Genomic DNA, 17,101 nt, shown 5'->3' on the forward strand with positions numbered 1-17,101 from the left:
TGGTACTGCACCCGGGAGGGTGTGGGAGAGTAGGTCACCGCCGGACACACATTGGTCGAGGCCCCAACCACCAGGTTGGGGCCTCCCACATTTAAGCACGTCTCGCGGTTTGATCAGGGAGGCATCAGCGCGTAGTGGCTGTAACGGCAGTGCCGCCGGACCGTATATTCTGCCGGAATGGATTCCTGGCACCGCAACCTGCTGAATACTGGGCAGGCAGAGCTCGTGGAAGCCTGGCTCCCGGGCGTCCGATTATTGGATGACCTGTCCTGGAACATCGTCGAAACCGTGGTGCTCGCGGTGGAGCATGGTCAGCACAGGTACGTGATCAAGGCCGGAGGCCCTTCCAACCACCACATACAGCGTGAGATTGCAGCCCACCAATCCTCCGTTCATGTCTTGGCCCGCCGGAACTGTGCGCCGAAGCTCAGGTTCGCGGACCGCGCCCTGAATATCCTGGTCACGCAGTATCTGGAAGGTTGCCTGGTAGAGGGCACTGAAGCCGAATACGCGCCTGAAACATACGTCCAAGCCGGTGCTCTGCTGCGTGTTTTCCATGACCAGGCCGCGCATCGCGATCCGGATTATGAGGAGGCAGCCACCACCAAGGCCCTGGCCTGGCTAGGTGAACCCCACCGCATCGACAGCCGCGCCGCGGAAAAAGCGAGGGCCATACTGGGCGCCTACAAGCCGAAGCCGGTGATTGTTGTCCCGACCCATGGTGACTGGCAGCCGCGCAACTGGCTCCTCGACGGAGAAGTCCTAAAGGTCATCGACTTTGGCAGATACGAGTTGAGGCCGGCCGCCAGCGATTTCTGTCGGCTTGCCGTACAGCAATGGCGTACGGCTCCGCAGCTGCAGTCAGCCTTCTTCGCGGGTTACGGTTCGGACCCCAGGCACAGTAGGCTCTGGAGCGTTATGCAGTTGCGGGAAGCCGTTGCCACAGCCGCGTGGGCTTACCAGGTTGGTGATCTGGAGTTTGAGAAACAGGGCCTCCGGATGCTCCGTGACGCCTTGGACACCTTCTAAGGGACGCCGTTCCCCGGCGATGTGGCCGGGAGGGCATTATGTGATGGCGCATCATGGAAAACCCGCAGGATGTGATGGCGCGTCACGGGCCGGAAGCATAATAGGGGGCTTCAGATTGTTGAACAATCCGAGTTTTTAGGGCATTCTTGGATGAACAGCAATCCGAGACGGAGATCACAATGCCCAGCATCGACCTGAACAGCGACGTCGGCGAGTCCTTTGGGAACTGGTCCTTCGGTGACGACGCGGCCATCTTTGAAAGCGTGTCCAGCGCCAACGTGGCCTGCGGCTTCCACGCCGGCGACCCTGTAGGCATCATGGCCACCTGCCAGGCCGCCGTGAAGGCCGGCGTCACCGTGGGCGCACACCCCGGATACCGGGACCTGGCCGGCTTCGGCCGGCGCTTCGTGGACATGACCCCGGCCGAACTGACCGCCGATGTGGTCTACCAGATCGGCGCAGTCCAGGCCGTGGCCCTCGCCGCCGGCACTGCCGTCCGCTACGTCAAGCCGCACGGCGCGCTCTACAACACCATTGTCACCCACCCGAAGCAGGCTGGGGCCGTTGTGGCAGCCATCCTCGCAGTGGACCCCACCCTGCCCCTTATGGTGCTCCCCAACTCCGAGATCCAGCGCCAGGCCGAAGCCGCGGGCCTGCGGACCGTGGCCGAGGCCTTCGCTGACCGTGCCTACAACCCGGACGGCACCCTGGTCTCCCGGCGCGAACCCGGCGCCGTGCTGCACAAGGTGGAGGACGTCGTCGAGCACGTCCTGCGCCTGGCCGGGGACGGCGTAGTCCGCGCCATCGACGGATCGCTGGTTCCCGTCCACGTCGAAAGCATCTGCCTGCACGGTGACACCCCCGGCGCCGTGGCAATGGCTGCCGCCGTCCGTGCCGCACTGGTGGACGCCGGCATCCGGATCGAAAGCTTCGCCTAGCATGGCCGCCACGCAGCAGCAGCGCACCGCCACTGCCCCTCGCCCGGAGCCGACCGGGATCCGGCGCGCGGGTGACCGGGCCATCCTGGTGGAGCTGTCCTCCCTCGATGCCGTCCTCAGCCTCCAGGCGCAGCTGACCGCACACCCGCAGCCGGGCCAGATCGACGTCATCGCAGCCGCATCAACCGTCCTTGTCACCGCGGATTCGCCCCAGGCAGTCCAGGCGCTGGCCGCGCACGTCCGCGGGCTGGACCTTGAGGCGCCAGCGGACACCGAGAGCGCGCTGGTCACCATCGACGTGGTGTACGACGGCGAGGACCTGGACGAGGTGGCGTCGCTCACCGGACTGGGCCGTGAGGGAGTGGTGGCCGCGCATGCCGGCCAGCTCTGGACCGCAGCCTTTGCCGGATTCGCACCGGGCTTCGCCTACCTCAGCGGCGAAAACCCCAGCCTCGAAGTCCCGCGGCGCCGATCCCCGCGCACGGCCGTGCCCGCCGGCGCTGTGGCCTTGGGCGGCGCGTACTCGGCCGTCTACCCGCGGCAGTCGCCGGGCGGCTGGCAGTTGATCGGCCGGACCGAAGCCGCCATGTGGGACCTGGACCGGGAAAATCCCGCCCTCATCCGCCCCGGCGATACCGTCCGCTTCAAGGCCGTCCGCAGCCACGCCATCATGACGGAACGGCCCAAAGCCCCAGCCAACCGGACGGCAGAGCACCAGGGCCACCCAGGCCTTGCCGTCCGCAAACCGGGGCTGCAGGCCACCGTCCAGGACCTGGGCCGGCCGGGCTTCGCCTCGCTGGGTGTCAGCAGCGCCGGCGCCATGGACCGCGGAGCCCTCCGCCGCGCCAACCGCCTGGTGGGCAACGCCGAAGGCGCAGCCGGCATCGAACTCCTCTTCGGCGGCCTCGAACTCGAGGCCCTCACCGACCAGGTCCTGGCCGTCGCCGGAGCGGCCGTCCCGCTGCAGATCACACCGGGGGCAGACTCAACGGAAGACAGCCAGCGGACGACGGCGGCGCGGCACCCCACGTGCGACGCCCCCTTCGCGCTGTTGGCGGGGGAGAGGCTGACCGTGGGCACCCCCACGGCAGGGCTCCGCTCCTACATCGGCGTCCGCGGTGGACTCGGTGGCCCCGATGCTCTCGGCAGCCGCTCCACGGACACGATGTCAGGGATCGGCCCCGAGCTGCTCGAAGCGGGAACCATCCTGCCGGTGCACGCCGCCAAACCGGGCAGCGTGGTGGGCCACCCGGAATTGTCCCCCCTTCCGATTCAGGACGGGGCAACCGTGCTGCGGGTGGTCCCCGGACCCCGGCAGGACTGGTTCAGCACCGACACACTGCAGGACTTCCTGGCCCAGGAATGGACCGTCACGCCAAAGTCCAACCGGATCGGTCTGCGCCTCAACGGCCAGCCGCTCAGCCGCAGCCGGGACGGCGAACTCGCCAGCGAAGGAACCGTCCGCGGCGCCGTGCAGGTGCCGCCGGAAGGCCAGCCCGTCCTGTTCCTCTCCGACCACCCGGTGACCGGCGGGTACCCGGTGATTGCCGTCGTGGTCCATGCCGACCTGGACAAGGCCGCCCAGCTTCCCCCGGGCACAACCGTCCGGTTCACCGCCGCAGCTCCTCCGGCAGAACTGCCCGAAACACCTAAGGAAAGCCCCCATGCGTAAAGTCCTCATTGCCAACCGCGGCGAAATTGCCGTCCGGATCGCCCGGGCCTGCGACGATGCAGGCCTGGAAAGCGTGGCCGTCTACGCCGATCCGGACGCCGACGCGCTGCACGTCTCCGCCGCCACCGAGGCCTACTCGCTGTCAGGCTCCCGGCCCCAGGAAACCTACCTGGACATCGACAAGCTCCTCGCCGTTGCGGCGAAAAGCGGCGCCGACGCCGTCCACCCCGGCTACGGCTTCCTGTCCGAGAACGCCGGCTTCGCCCAGGCCGTAATCGACGCCGGCCTGACCTGGATCGGCCCCTCCCCGGAGACCATCCGGCTGCTGGGCGACAAGGTCAGCGCCCGCGAGGTGGCGGTCCGGGCCGGCGCCCCGCTGGCACCCGGCAGCGACGGACCGGTGGCCAGCGCCGCGGAGGTCCGCGCCTTCGCCGAACAGGTGGGCCTTCCCGTGGCCATCAAGGCGGCGTTCGGCGGCGGCGGGCGTGGCCTCAAGGTGGTCCGGGACCAGGCAGACATCGAGGAAAGCTTCGACTCCGCGGTCCGCGAATCCCTGGCCGCCTTCGGCCGGAGCGAATGCTACGTGGAGAAGTTTTTGGACCGGCCGCGCCACGTGGAGGCCCAGGTCATCGCGGACACGCACGGCAACGTGGTGGTGGTGGGCACCCGCGACTGTTCGCTGCAGCGCCGCCACCAGAAACTCGTGGAGGAAGCCCCCGCCCCCTTCCTCACCGCTGAGCAGCGGGCCGCCATCCACGCCTCGGCCAAGGCCATTTGCCGCGAGGCGGGCTACGTCGGTGCCGGCACCGTGGAGTACCTGCTGGACGGCACGGGCTTCCTGAGCTTCCTGGAGGTCAACACCCGCCTGCAGGTGGAGCATCCCATCACCGAGGAGACCTCCGGGGTGGACCTGGTGGCCGCCCAGCTGTCCATCGCGGCGGGGGAGAAGCTTCCCATCCTCGAGGACCCGGAGCCGCGCGGGCACGCCTTTGAGTTCCGCATCAACGCCGAGGACCCGGGCCGCGGCTTCCTGCCGTCCCCCGGCACCGTGGAAACCTTCGAAGCCCCCACCGGTCCCGGGATCCGGGTGGACACCGGCGTCCGTTCGGGCTCGGTGGTCCCCGGGCAGTTCGATTCCCTGCTGGCCAAACTCGTGGTGACCGGGGCGGACCGCCAGCAGGCGCTCCGCCGTGCCCGCCGCGCCCTGCGGGAGTTCCGCATCGGCGGCCTGGCCACCGTGCTGCCGTTCCACCGCGCGGTGGTGGACGCGCCGGACTTCACCCGGACCGACACGCTGGGCGTCTACACCACCTGGATCGAAAACGAATTCACCACCGCCCTTGAGGCGGATCCGGCCTTCAGTCCCGCCGCGCCGGAGGAGCCCCGCCGGACCATCGGCATCGAGGTGGACGGCAAGCGGATGGAGCTGGGACTCCCCAAGGCGCTGCTGGATTCCCTGCTCGACGGCGGCGGCAGGGGACGCGCAGCGGCTCCGCAGGACGGCGGGGAGGCTGCGGCGGAGAAGAACGACGGCGACCTGCTGGCCACCATGGCCGGCACCGTGGTCAAGTGGCTGGCTGAGCCCGGGGCCAGCGTCGAGGAAGGCGAAGCGGTGCTGGTGCTCGAAGCCATGAAGATGGAGACGGCCGTGGCCGCCCACCGCGCCGGCACCGTCGGTGAGCTGTACGCGGCGGCCGGAGACGCCGTCGGGCCCGGGCAGGTGCTCACCACCATTTCCTGAACGCACCTCACGAGGGCATCCGCGCGAACACGCGGCACACCGCCAGGCTGAACCAGAGCTGGAGGTCGTGGAACCTGTCCCGGAGCAGGTGGCCGGTGAAGAGCCCTGACGGCTCCTGGTGCGCGGCCAGCCAGTCGCGCGCCTGGCCGGTTTTTTCCGTTCGAAGGCCGGGGTGGATGATGCTGATCGCGTCGAGGGCGGAAACGAGGTCCGTCATCCAGAAGGGAAAGCAGAACTCGGTCCAGTCGGAGACGCGGCCCTTATCCGGATAGGCGTCCGGCTCGAAGAAGCGGCCCGCCAGCATTTCCGCGGCCTTCTGTGCGGAGGTGCTTGCGCGGTGCGCGGGATGGGCCGCGTAGGCCCTGAGCACCACCCCGGTGATCAGGTGCGAGAACGGCTGCGACGGATCGCCGGTGATGGTCTGCGGCTCGTCCAGCGCGTCCAGCTTCCTCCCCCGGGTGCGGAGGGGAAGGGCCCAGCCGCCGTCGTCCTGCCGCGACGCCTCAAGCCAGCTGAACGCGCGTTCCACGCGCGGGTGGTCGCCGTACCCCGCTTTGCACAGGAGCCCGATGAGGGCCGCCGTGTAGTTGGGAGACACCTGGTTGCCGTAAATCCCCCGAAGGTCACCTGGCTCGGACTGGTGTGAAAGCACATAACCGGCGGCCGCGGCGATGGCCGGATGCCGGCGGGTGAGCCCGAACATCTCCACGAGGAACCCGAGTTGCCGGTAGGTCTCCAGCAGGTCGTAATCCATGCGGTCCCGGGGCCGTCTTCCCGGATAGGCCCACGACCCGTCCGCCGCCTGGTGCCGCAGGATCCGGCGCGGGACCGGAAGGTCCCAGAGTGCCTCATCGGCCGCCGGGGTGGCCGGCAGCCCTCCCGGTCCGGGGACAAGCTCGCGGACGGCCCAGGAGCGCACGGCGGGGTGACCGCTGGAAAGCAGCGGGGCGATCGGGTCGAACCGGAGGCCGTCAAGCCACGTCATGGTCACCATGATGGCGGAATACGTCCGGTGCGGACAGGGCACCGCTGTCCTGCCCGATATCGTGGTGCCATGACGTTTGACGAGGTACTGGCCGATCTCCAAGCCCAGGCCAGGACCACAAAGCACGCCGAAACGGGCCTCTGGGTGGCCGCCCAGCTGCGCAGCCGCATCGCCGCCGGCCAGCTGGCTCCCGGATCAAAGCTCGCCGAGGAAGCCCTCCGCGAGGCCCTCGGCGTGTCCCGCAACACCCTGCGGGAGGCGTTCACGGCGCTCCATGCCGAGCACATCGTGACCCGCATCCCCAACCGGGGTGTGTTCGTGGCCCACCCCACGGCAGACGACATCCGCGAAATCTACCGGGTGCGCCGGTTCCTGGAGCCCGCGGCGGTCCTGTGGTCCGGCGATGCCCCGCTGGAGCCCCTGGCGGCAATCATCAAGGCCGCCAGGGCAGCCGCCGCCGACGGCGACATCCCCGGCATGGCCAGCGCCAACCAGGACTTCCACCGCGCCATCGTTGACCGCTCCGGCAGCGAGCGGCTCAACAGCCTCATGGACCAGGTGCTGGCCGAGATGCGCCTGGTGTTCCACTCGATGGCGGCCAACCCTGCCTTCCACGAGCCCTACGTGGAGGACAACGCCCGGATAGTGGACCTCCTGGAAGCCGGCGAACTGGCCGCGGCAGCGGACTTCCTGGCCGCCTACCTGGACCGCGCGGAAGCGCAGCTGCTCGCCGCCGTCGGCCGCTAGCCAACCCTTCCCCAAAAAAGGGGGTTGCAGGATTGTTGAACAAAAAGCTATGCTTTAGATCACACCGTTGTTCTGCAGCTCACTTAACCCTGCAGCCCTAACGTGTCCGGGGCTCCCGCCCCTCGGCGCCGTCACCCCCACCACCACACTCACGGACGCGCCGGCCCCCACTTTCGCAGACCCGTCACGGGTCCCCTGGGAAGGGATAATCATGCTTGTACTCATCGGGGTGCTGCTGGTGATCGTTGGCTTCGCCATCCGCCTGAACCCCCTGATTGTCGTCACCGTTGCGGGCATCGTCACCGCACTTCTGGGCGGCATGAACCCCGCGCAGATCCTCGACTCGTTCGGAACCGGTTTTGCCAGCAGCCGCTCGGTCACCATCTTCGTGGCCGTGCTGCCCGTGGTGGGAATCATCGAGTTCTTCGGGCTGCAGGAACAGGCCAAAGTCCTCATCGGCCGGCTCGCCAAGCTGACGGCAGGCCGGGTCCTGATCGGCTACCTGGCCGTCCGCCAGATCACCGCCGCCGTCGGCCTGAACAGCATCGGCGGCCACGCCCAGACCGTCCGCCCGCTGGTGTTCCCCATGGCCGAAGGCGCAGCGCTGCGCCGCTACGGGCACGTCCCGGACAAGATCAGCGAGAAGATCAAGGGCCACTCCGCCGGCGCGGACAACGTGGGCGTGTTCTTCGGCGAGGACGTGTTCGTCGCCGTCGGCTCCATCCTGCTGATCACCACGTTCGTGGACACCACATACCACCTGCACCTGGAACCGCTCCAGCTGGCCCTCTGGGCCATCCCCACCGCCATTGCGGCCTTCCTCATCCACGGCTTCCGGCTCCTGCGCCTGGACAAGCAGCTGGACAAGGAATACCGCGAATACGAGCTCACCGCCCAGAAGGAAACCGCAGGAGAAGCGAAATGATCAACGTTGAAGCCGTCTACTGGCTGATCGGCCTTCTGTTCGTCGCCTGGGCATCACTCATTGCCGCCGACACCAACCACCCCCGCCGCTGGGGCAGCTCCTCCTTCTGGGGCCTGCTGGGCCTGTGCTTCTTCTACAGCACCTGGGTCCAGGCCGGCACGGCGCCCGGCTGGATCCTGGGCATCGCCGTCCTGGTCCTGGTGGTGCTGGCCTCCACCGGCCTGCTGGGCCACGGCAAGCACCGCACCTCCACCGGCCACGAGCGCGAGGCCTACGCCAAGCGCTTCGGCAACAAGCTCTTCATCCCGGCCCTGACGCTGCCCCTGGTCACCGTCATCCTGGTGCTCGCAGCCCCGCTGCTGTCCATCGGCGGCACCCCGCTGCTGGACCCCAAGAACACCACGCTGGTAGCCCTGGCCATCGGCGCCGTGGCTGCCGTCGTCGTGGCCCTGGTGATCCTCAAGCCCAAGAACCCGGCCACGCCCATCTTCGAAAGCCGCCGGATCCTCGAATCCATCGGCTGGGCCGCGCTGCTGCCCCAGATGCTCACCACGCTGGGCATCCTCTTCACCAAAGCCGGCGTGGGCACCGCCGTGGGCACGCTCGCCTCCGGCCTGCTGCCCAAGGGCTCACTGATCGCCGGCGTGCTGGTCTACTGCATCGGCATGTTCCTGTTCACCGTGCTGATGGGCAACGGCTTCGCTGCGTTCCCCATCATGACCGCTGCCATCGGCTGGCCCGTGCTGGTGGAGACGTTCCACGGTGACCCCGCGATCGTCTTCGCGATCGGCATGCTGGCCGGCTTCTGCGGCACGCTCTGCACGCCCATGGCAGCCAACTTCAACCTGGTGCCGTCCGCGCTGCTGGAAATGGACAACAAATACGGCGTCATCGCCGCACAGGTGGGCACGGCCATCCCGCTGCTGGCGGTGAACATCGCGCTGATGTACTTCCTGGCCTTCCACTAACCCTTCCGCAGACCCTGCCATTCAAAGGAGCATGATGGACAACGATCTTCGCGCACAGGCGGCACCGGACTACGCGGCCGTGGTGCTGGGCAACCTTTCCGAGCCCTTCCCGCACTCGGCCCACCACACCCAGGTGTCAGCCGACGACCGGCCAACCCCCGAGCAGATCCACCCCGCCTTCTATACCTCCTTCGACTGGCACTCCTGCGTGCACATGCACTGGCTGGGGGTGAGCCTGGTGGGCGGCACTCCCGGGTCACCCTTTGCTGGGACTACCGCGGCAGGAGCGTCCGACGGCGGCACGGCGGCTTGGGTGGATGCCGCCACCGAGGCGTCGCTCCGGGCAGCCCTGGGCGCCAACCTGACCCCGGCCAAGCTGGCAGTGGAACGGGACTACCTGCTGGCCAACCCGTCCTGGGAGCGGCCCTACGGCTGGGCCTGGCTGATGCGGCTGGCCGCCACCTGCTCCGCCTCCCCGGATGCGGAGATCCGCCAATGGGGAACCGCTTTGGAACCCCTGGTGGATGCCGTGGCGGAGCTCAGCGCCGCCTGGATGGCCAAGGCGCAGTATCCCGTCCGGCACGGGCTGCACACCAACGCCGCGTTCGGTGTGGGGTACATGCTGGATGCCTTCCGCTCCCTGGGCAGGGTTGATGCCGCCAAAGCGTGCGAGGACGCGGCGCGCACCTGGTTTGCCGATGACCGCGGCTGGCCGGGCGACTGGGAGCTCAGCGGCCAGGACTTCCTCTCCGCGGGCCTGAGCGAGGCGGACCTGATGCGCCGCGTGCTTTCCGCGGACGAGTTCGCCGGGTGGTTCGCGGGGTTCCTGCCGGAGCTGTCCACCGCATCGCGCATCCTGCAGCCGGTGAGCGTGACGGATGAGACCGACGGCTACCTGGTGCACCTGCACGGACTGAACCTGACCCGCGCGGGACAGGTGGCACGGATCATCGCCACGCTTCGTCAATCCAGCGGCCCGGAAGCCGCGGCCGCCGCGGCCGTGCTGTCCGACGCGCTGGACCCGCTCCTGAAGGCCGGGCTGTCCGGACTGGAAAGCGGGGACTTCATGTCCACGCACTGGCTGGCCAGCTTCGCGTGGGATGCGCTGGGATCGGTGGCTGAACTCGACTGATTCCCGGGCTGGCGTGGCGCCCTCACCAGTCACACTCCGTTCGGAGCGTCTGGTTGGTGCATGCCACGCCGGTGGACAGCTAGTCTTGCATCACCACGCGCGAGTGCGTGACCTGGGAGCAGCGGGCAGGGTTGTAATGAGCTGACCATCCGCCCGCGAGCCCAAGGAATCCCATGCGCCAGCAGCTCACGACCTGCCCGCCAGACCCCGCAACAGCAGTGGAGTCCACCACGCTTCGGCCCAGGAGGAAGCGGACCAGGCACCCGCGGCTGGCGGTGGGGGACCGGGTCCGCTTCGCCGAGGGAACCCTGGCCGGCACGGGTGTGGTGGACGCCGTCACGTCCGACTACTCGGTCATTTGGGTGTGGACGGACGACGGCCAGGGCCGCCGGATGTTCCTGCAGGGCTACGGAAGCATCGTGTCCTCGGTTTAGGTACGACGCCGGTCCGCGCGGCGCTCATCCGCCTGGACGATTCCGTCCCGGACTGCGGCGCGGATGACGCCGTAGAGGATGTAGAAGAAGACCGCTCCGAAGAGGACAAACAGGACCAAGCCTGTGAAGTCACCCATGGTTGCTGCCCTCCTCCGGCCAGTACTGCTGGGCTGCCTTTGCGGCATCCCGCAACTTCCCGCCGTCGAGCATGATGGACGTTTCCTCAAGGCCGAAATCGGTCCACTGGGAAACCAGGCGGAGGCTGCCGGCAGGGGGAAGCGGCCAGAGCCAGAGCGAGCCGGTGCCCTGGAACTCATCCTCTCCGCCACCGCCGCCGCCATTGTTCAGGACCAGCGCCGGAGGTTCGGGTTCCTGGCCACGCTCCACGAAGCCGTGGGGACCCAGGGTGCCGGTGCTGGCTTTGGAACCATCGGGGAACTGGACGCCGAACATCAGGCCGGTCTGTTGTCCGCGGCCACTGCGGATGCCCCTTCCCGGCTGGAAGAAGAGGTGCTGCAGGTCGGCCCAGTCTTCGTCGGATTGCTGGTCACGGCGGAACAGCCAGGACAGGTTGAACACGCAGCCGGTGGAGAACACGTCCACACTTTTGACCGCCACCACCCTCCACGGAGTCCTGGACACAAACCTGCCGATGTGGACCACGGACGGCAGCTCGTAGACTGGGGCGCCCGCCCATGGCGGCGGGACGTACCGTTGAGACCTCGGCCTCGGTGGGAGCGGAGGTACTGGAAAGTCCTGGAAGAAGGTCACGGTGATCCTTGGGTCCGCTGGCTGCGACCGACCAGCGGAACAGCGGCAGCGCCGCCATGGATCCCCCAATCCGTCCTTACCCGGCCAGTCTAGCCTCCGGTTTGCCGGCCCGCGGGACGCGCGGGACCCCCGTTGACCCGGTCAATCCCGCCCGCCAAAATGCTGGCCGACGGCTGCCTGGATGTGATGGCGGTGGCGGCGGAGGTAGCGTGCGTACTGGCGATCAGTCATCGCGCGGCTGGTGCTTTGCTGGCCTAAACATATGCACTGGCCAGTTCGCTGCCCTTAACTCTTGCTGCCCTGCGCTCCGGGCATATCTCTTGGCAGCATGCCCGGACCATGGTGGACCAAACCGCCAGCCTGGACTCTGCAGGCGCAGCCGCCCTGGAAGCGCACTTCCTGGATCCTGACACGCGCAACCCGGCCCGGGGTTGCCCGGTCGGAGAGATGCCGGCCCACCGGTTCAAGGCCAAAGCCCGCATCTGGCGCGAACGCAACCACCCGGAGACCCTGGAAGGACGCCACGCCAGGAGTGCAGCGGACCGGCGCGTGGAGTACACGCCGGACTGTGACGGGATGGCTTGGATCTCCGCCTATCTGCCCGCCACCACAGCCTCGGCGGTCTGGAACCGCACCACCGCCATTGCCAGGGGACTCCAAGGCCAGGACGAGCACAGGGCCCTTTCGCAACTCCGCGCTGACGTGCTCTCCGCCGCCCTGCTCACCGGTGGCGGCAACCAGGACCTCCAAGGAGGCAACAAGCCACCGCTGTGGCCCCATGTGCGGAACCGGTAGCTCCTCCCTGGGCTCCCTCACGCCTTTGGTGGGACAATAAAGGCAGGGCACCTGTCACGGCGCCACCCAGGCGTCGGCACGTCCCACTCGAGTAACCAGGAGGGGATCCTGGTGGACGCCACCACTATCGTTGTCATCGTCCTCGTTGTCCTGCTTCTCATCGCTGCAAGAATGTCCATCCGGATCGTGCGGCAATACGAGAAGGGCGTACTGTTCCGGCTTGGCAGGGTCATTGGCGTCAGGGATCCGGGCCTGCGGCTGATTGTCCCGATCATCGACCGGCTGCCGCTGGTCAGCCTCCGGATCGTGACCATGCCCATCCAGTCGCAGGGCATCATCACCCAGGACAACGTCAGCGTGGACGTCTCCGCCGTGGCCACGCCGTGAAGTCCGTCATCGCCATCGAGAACGTGGCCTCCGCCATCGACCAGATCGCCCAGACTACGTTGCGGAAGGTGGTTGGCCGCCACACCCTGGACCAGACCTTGTCCGAGACCGAACGGATTAACGGCGACATCCGCGAAATCCTCGACGTGCTCACCGGTGAATGGGGTGTGGAAGTCACCTTGGTGGAACTCAAGGACATCCAACTGCCGGAAAGCATGAAGCGCGCCATGGCCCGCCAGGCCGAGGCGGAGCGTGAGAAGAGAGCGAAGATCATCGCGGCCGAAGGCGAGGCCATCGCCGCGGCAGCGCTCGGCGATGCCTCCGACACCATGATGGCCCACCCGCTGGCACTGCAGCTTCGCAACCTGCAGTCCCTGGTGGAAATCGCGGTGGACAAGAACTCCACGGTGGTGTTCCCCGCCCCGCTGATGAGCACCATCGGCGAACTCTCCGCATTCCTGGCGCGCGAGAACCAGGCGGCGTCCGCGGCCGGCCCCTCACCTGTAAAGGCGGCCTGACCCGCGGCCTGACTCGCGGCCTGACCCGCGCGCAGCCAGGGAGCGGGCCTCACCCGGCATGCCCCGACTTTTCGGTGCGGAACGCGGCGGCCGCTAAAGTCGTGCCATGACCACTGCTGCTCTACGGCCTGTCTACTTCCTGTCGGACAGTACCGGCATCACGGCGGAAACACTGGGCAATACACTGCTGACGCAGTTCCCGGTGGACAATTTCGACCGCGTCACCATTCCCTTCATCACCACCCCCGACCAGGCGAGGTCCGTGGTCCGCACCATCGACGGCCTGGCTGCCGCCGGGCCCCGGCCCCTCGTGTTTTCCACCGCCGTCAACAGCGAAATACGGCAGATCCTTGGCGGTTGCAACGGTGTGATCGTGGATCTGATCGGCACCCATGTGGGTGTCCTGGAGCAGGCGCTGGGCACCCCTGCCAGCGGTGAGCCGGGCCGGGCGCATGGGTTGGGGAACGCCGCGCGCTACCAGTCCCGGATGGCCGCCGTCGAGTACGCCATGGAGCATGACGACGGGCAGAGCCTGCGTGCGCTGGAGAAGGCCCAGGTGATCCTGGTGGCCCCGTCCCGGTGCGGAAAGACGCCCACCACCATGTACCTGGCGCTGCAGCACGGGATCTTCGCGGCGAACTTCCCGCTGGTGGATGAAGACTTCCAGCGGGACGGGCTGCCCAAGCCGTTGCGGCCTTTCGTGTCGAAGTGTTTCGGCCTGTCCTCCAACCCGCTGCGCCTGAGCCAGATCCGTACCGAACGGCGCCCCAGCTCGCCCTACGCATCCCTGCGGCAGTGCGGTTTTGAGCTGCGCAGCGCCGAGCAGCTGTACGTTTCCCACCGGATCCCGTACCTGAACTCCGCCACCGTCTCCGTGGAGGAAATGGCGGCCACCATCCTGCAGCGGATGAACCTCAAGCACTAGCCGCCATTTCACAAACGTGGCGTAGCGCACATCATGTGGAAAGTGCGCTGCAGACCTGCCACTGTTGACAGGGTTTTTTCTTCCGGCCGGCACTACCGTGACGGCCAGCATTGCTTACGCCACCCACTGCAAAGGAGCAGCAATCATGACGACAGACGTTCTGTGGTTCTCTGAACTTGGACTCAAGGACCTGGACAAGGTGGGCGGCAAGAACGCCTCACTGGGCGAGATGGTGCAGAACCTGACCTCGGCCGGCGTCCAGGTTCCGGACGGCTTCGCCACTACGGCAGACGCCTACCGCCGGTTCCTGTCCGACTCCGGACTGGACCAGAAGATCGCCGATCGCCTGGTGGGGCTGGACACGGACGACGTGACGGCCCTGGCCTCCGCCGGCCAGGAAATCCGCTCCCTGGTCCGGGATACGCCCTTCCTGCCCGACTTCGAAGCACAGGTCCGCGAGGCTTACCAGCAGCTGGTGGACAACCATGCCGGCTCCGCAGACCTGTCCTGGGCGGTCCGGTCCAGCGCCACGGCGGAGGACCTGCCCGATGCCTCGTTCGCCGGGCAGCAGGAGACCTTCCTGAACGTCCGCGGGATCGAGAACATCCTGCAGGCCATCAAGGACGTCTTCGCGTCGCTCTACAATGACCGCGCCATCGCCTACCGCGTGCACCACAAGTTCGAACACGCCGAGGTGGCACTCTCGGCCGGCATCCAGCGCATGGTGCGCTCCGACGTCGGCGCTTCCGGCGTCATGTTCACCATGGACACCGAGTCCGGCTTCCAGGACGCCGTGTTCGTCACCTCCTCCTACGGGCTGGGTGAAGCCGTGGTGCAGGGTGCGGTGAACCCGGACGAGTTCTACGTGTACAAGCCCGCCCTGGCGGCCGGCCGCCCGGCGATCCTCAAGCGCGGCCTGGGGGAGAAGGCCCTGCAGATGACGTACACCAACAACAGCGAGATCGGCCGCACCATCGACTTCGTGCCGGTGGAGGCTTCGCTGCGCTCGCGCTTCAGCCTGACGGACGACGACGTGGAGCAGCTTGCCCGCCACGCCGTGGCCATTGAGAAGCATTACGGCCGTCCGATGGACATTGAGTGGGGCAAGGACGGGACCGACGGCGGCCTGTACATCCTGCAGGCACGCCCGGAAACCGTACAGTCCCGCCGGGCCCCGGGCAGCATGAGCCGTTTCCGCCTGAACGCAACCGGCCCGGTGCTGGTGGAAGGCCGCGCCATCGGCCAGCGGATCGGGGCCGGCAAGGTCCGGATCCTCACCGCCATCGACCAGATGGCGTCGTTCCAGACCGGTGACGTGCTGGTGGCGGACATGACCGACCCCGACTGGGAACCGATCATGAAGCGCGCCTCCGCCATCGTCACCAACCGCGGCGGACGCACCTGCCACGCGGCCATCATCGCCCGCGAACTGGGGATTCCCGCCGTCGTGGGCACCGGCAACGCCACGGACACGCTGTCCGACGGCCAGGAAGTCACCGTGTCCTGCGCCGACGGCGAGACGGGGGCCATCTACGAGGGCCTGCTGGACTTCAGCGTTGAGGAAACCGGCATCACCAACCTGCCCGAGGCGCCGGTGAAGGTCATGATGAACGTGGGCACCCCCGAACAGGCGTTCACCTTCGCGCAGCTGCCCAACCACGGCGTGGGCCTGGCCCGGCTGGAGTTCATCATCAACCGGCAGATCGGCATCCACCCCAAGGCCCTGCTGAACCTGGACAGCCAGCCTGCGGATGTGGCCGCCGAGATCCGGGAACGGATCAGCGCCTACGACAGCCCCCGCGAGTACTACATCAAGCGCCTGGCCGAGGGCGTGGCCACCATCGCCGCCGCCTTTGCGCCGGAACCGGTGATCGTCCGGATGTCCGACTTCAAGTCCAACGAGTACGCCAACCTCATCGGCGGCCCGGCGTACGAGCCGCATGAAGAGAACCCGATGATCGGCTTCCGCGGCGCGTCCCGGTACCTGGAGCCGTCCTTCCGGGACTGCTTCGACCTTGAGTGCGAGGCCCTCTCTTTCGTGCGAAACGAGATGGGGCTGACCAACGTCAAGCTCATGATCCCGTTCGTGCGCACCCTGGACGAGGCGCGGGGCGTCATCGAACTGCTCGCCGAGAACGGGCTGCGCCGCGGCGAAAACGGCCTCGAGGTGATCATGATGTGCGAGCTGCCCTCCAACGCACTGCTCGCCGACGAGTTCCTCGAGTACTTCGACGGCTTCTCCATCGGCTCCAACGACATGACCCAGCTGACCCTTGGCCTGGACCGGGACTCGGCGATTGTGGCCAACAGCTTCGATGAGCGGGACCCGGCCGTGAAGAAGCTGCTGAGCATGGCCATCAAGGCCTGCAGGGCCCGCGAAAAGTACGTCGGCATCTGCGGCCAGGGCCCCAGCGACCACCCCGACTTCGCCGAGTGGCTGGTACAGGAAGGCGTCAACTCCGTATCCCTGAACCCGGACACCGTGGTGGACACCTGGCTTCGGCTCGCCGGGGCCTCAGCTGACGCTTCGGAAGGTGCAGCCGTGGCCGCCGTCGGGGCAGCCTGACCGGGAACGCTTGACGATCAAAGGGGCGGTTCCGCCACTGCCGACAGGTGGTGACGGAACCGCCTTCACTGGTTGGACGGTTTCACTGGTTGGACGGTTCTGGGAGCAGCCCCAGCTGGCCAAGAAGTTCCATCTGGTCGAAGTAGGCGTGGTGCGCGGTGATCAGGCCTGCCTCCACTTTGGTGATGTCGCAGCTTCGCACCCGGACCTGCTTTCCTGTCGGCGGCAGCGTCCCGCCGGTGGGCAGGTTCAGCTGCCCGGTGTTCGTGCCCACCACGAAGCCCTCCAGGATGGCAACGTCCCCGGCCTCATGAGTGGCCACCTGCTGGTACGTGACGTCCGGCATGGCCACCCAGAAGTGGAGGAAATAGTTGGTGATCGCCTCGCGGCCGGAGATCTCTCCCTGGTCCGGAGTGCTGATTACGGCGCCTTCGGCGTAGCAGCCTGCCAGCGCATCCCTGTCCTTTGCGTCCATGGCCGTCATCAGCCGGCCCATGACGTCACGTGCCTGTCCCATTGCAGCCTCCATTGTGGTTCCCGGTTTTCCTCTACGGACGGCCCGCTGCGT

Annotated in this window: 16 protein-coding genes and 1 pseudogene; 13 read left to right on the forward strand and 4 right to left on the reverse strand. The window is 67.6% G+C overall.

Going from position 1 to position 17,101, the window contains the following annotated elements; genetic code table 11:
- Window positions 1–177: 177 nt before the first annotated feature.
- From FB478_RS20570 to FB478_RS20585, 4 genes are all read left to right on the forward strand, one after another.
- On the forward strand, window positions 178–1,029 hold the full coding sequence (locus tag FB478_RS20570) for a phosphotransferase (protein WP_186447860.1): 852 nt from the start codon (window positions 178–180) through the stop codon (window positions 1,027–1,029).
- A gap of 179 nt (window positions 1,030–1,208) precedes the next feature.
- A complete protein-coding gene (locus FB478_RS20575; RefSeq protein WP_144601497.1) occupies window positions 1,209–1,967 on the forward strand; it encodes a LamB/YcsF family protein in 759 nt (252 codons plus the stop codon).
- A gap of 1 nt (window position 1,968) precedes the next feature.
- On the forward strand, window positions 1,969–3,639 hold the full coding sequence (locus tag FB478_RS20580; RefSeq protein WP_144601498.1) for a 5-oxoprolinase/urea amidolyase family protein: 1,671 nt from the start codon (window positions 1,969–1,971) through the stop codon (window positions 3,637–3,639).
- Window positions 3,632–5,380: a biotin carboxylase N-terminal domain-containing protein gene (locus FB478_RS20585; RefSeq protein ID WP_056393207.1), complete on the forward strand. Its 1,749-nt coding sequence runs from the start codon at window positions 3,632–3,634 to the stop codon at window positions 5,378–5,380. Before FB478_RS20580 ends, FB478_RS20585 begins: the two co-directional genes overlap by 8 nt.
- A 7-nt stretch (window positions 5,381–5,387) precedes the next feature.
- Here the strand turns inward: FB478_RS20585 and FB478_RS20590 are convergent, their stop codons facing one another.
- Entirely contained in the window at window positions 5,388–6,365 is a 978-nt protein-coding gene (locus tag FB478_RS20590) for a prenyltransferase/squalene oxidase repeat-containing protein (protein ID WP_235509864.1), read from the reverse strand.
- A 69-nt stretch (window positions 6,366–6,434) separates the two neighbouring features.
- On the opposite strand from FB478_RS20590, the gene FB478_RS20595 reads away from it, so the two are divergent.
- From FB478_RS20595 to FB478_RS20615, 5 genes are all read left to right on the forward strand, one after another.
- The gene (locus tag FB478_RS20595; protein WP_056393210.1) at window positions 6,435–7,112 is read left to right on the forward strand and encodes a GntR family transcriptional regulator; all 678 of its coding nucleotides are present in this window, start codon (window positions 6,435–6,437) and stop codon (window positions 7,110–7,112) included.
- Between the two features lie 211 nt (window positions 7,113–7,323).
- Window positions 7,324–8,037, forward strand: a complete 714-nt coding sequence (locus FB478_RS20600) for a DUF969 domain-containing protein (RefSeq protein ID WP_018770559.1) — start codon at window positions 7,324–7,326, stop codon at window positions 8,035–8,037.
- A complete protein-coding gene (locus tag FB478_RS20605) occupies window positions 8,034–9,005 on the forward strand; it encodes a DUF979 domain-containing protein (protein ID WP_144601499.1) in 972 nt (323 codons plus the stop codon). Before FB478_RS20600 ends, FB478_RS20605 begins: the two co-directional genes overlap by 4 nt.
- A gap of 31 nt (window positions 9,006–9,036) precedes the next feature.
- The gene (locus FB478_RS20610; RefSeq protein ID WP_144601500.1) at window positions 9,037–10,137 is read left to right on the forward strand and encodes a DUF2891 family protein; all 1,101 of its coding nucleotides are present in this window, start codon (window positions 9,037–9,039) and stop codon (window positions 10,135–10,137) included.
- Window positions 10,138–10,310: 173 nt separating this feature from the next.
- Window positions 10,311–10,571, forward strand: coding sequence for a hypothetical protein (locus tag FB478_RS20615; RefSeq protein WP_144601501.1), 261 nt, complete (start codon window positions 10,311–10,313; stop codon window positions 10,569–10,571).
- Here the strand turns inward: FB478_RS20615 and FB478_RS21210 are convergent.
- Together FB478_RS21210 and FB478_RS20620 are read right to left on the reverse strand one after the other, a co-directional pair.
- Window positions 10,568–10,708 carry a hypothetical protein gene (locus FB478_RS21210; RefSeq protein ID WP_186447861.1) on the reverse strand — a complete coding sequence of 47 codons (141 nt, stop codon included), beginning with the start codon at window positions 10,706–10,708 and terminating at the stop codon, window positions 10,568–10,570. The genes FB478_RS20615 and FB478_RS21210 overlap by 4 nt on opposite strands.
- Window positions 10,701–11,189 carry a hypothetical protein gene (locus FB478_RS20620; protein WP_261377489.1) on the reverse strand — a complete coding sequence of 163 codons (489 nt, stop codon included), beginning with the start codon at window positions 11,187–11,189 and terminating at the stop codon, window positions 10,701–10,703. Before FB478_RS20620 ends, FB478_RS21210 begins: the two co-directional genes overlap by 8 nt.
- 432 nt (window positions 11,190–11,621) lie before the next feature.
- On the opposite strand from FB478_RS20620, the gene FB478_RS20625 reads away from it, so the two are divergent.
- From FB478_RS20625 to ppsA, 4 genes and pseudogenes are all read left to right on the forward strand, one after another.
- A complete protein-coding gene (locus tag FB478_RS20625) occupies window positions 11,622–12,137 on the forward strand; it encodes a DUF222 domain-containing protein (protein WP_395858370.1) in 516 nt (171 codons plus the stop codon).
- A 171-nt stretch (window positions 12,138–12,308) separates the two neighbouring features.
- Window positions 12,309–13,042 (forward strand): annotated as a pseudogene (locus FB478_RS20630) (SPFH domain-containing protein).
- A 106-nt stretch (window positions 13,043–13,148) separates the two neighbouring features.
- Complete coding sequence (locus FB478_RS20635; protein WP_018770551.1) at window positions 13,149–13,967, forward strand: pyruvate, water dikinase regulatory protein; 819 nt, start codon at window positions 13,149–13,151, stop codon at window positions 13,965–13,967.
- A gap of 145 nt (window positions 13,968–14,112) precedes the next feature.
- Window positions 14,113–16,533: a phosphoenolpyruvate synthase gene (gene ppsA, locus FB478_RS20640; protein WP_144601502.1), complete on the forward strand. Its 2,421-nt coding sequence runs from the start codon at window positions 14,113–14,115 to the stop codon at window positions 16,531–16,533.
- A gap of 82 nt (window positions 16,534–16,615) precedes the next feature.
- Here the strand turns inward: ppsA and FB478_RS20645 are convergent, their stop codons facing one another.
- Entirely contained in the window at window positions 16,616–17,050 is a 435-nt protein-coding gene (locus FB478_RS20645) for a nuclear transport factor 2 family protein (protein ID WP_144601503.1), read from the reverse strand.
- Window positions 17,051–17,101: the final 51 nt, after the last annotated feature.

Source organism: Arthrobacter sp. AG367, from assembly GCF_007828995.1.
Lineage (GTDB): Bacteria > Actinomycetota > Actinomycetes > Actinomycetales > Micrococcaceae > Arthrobacter.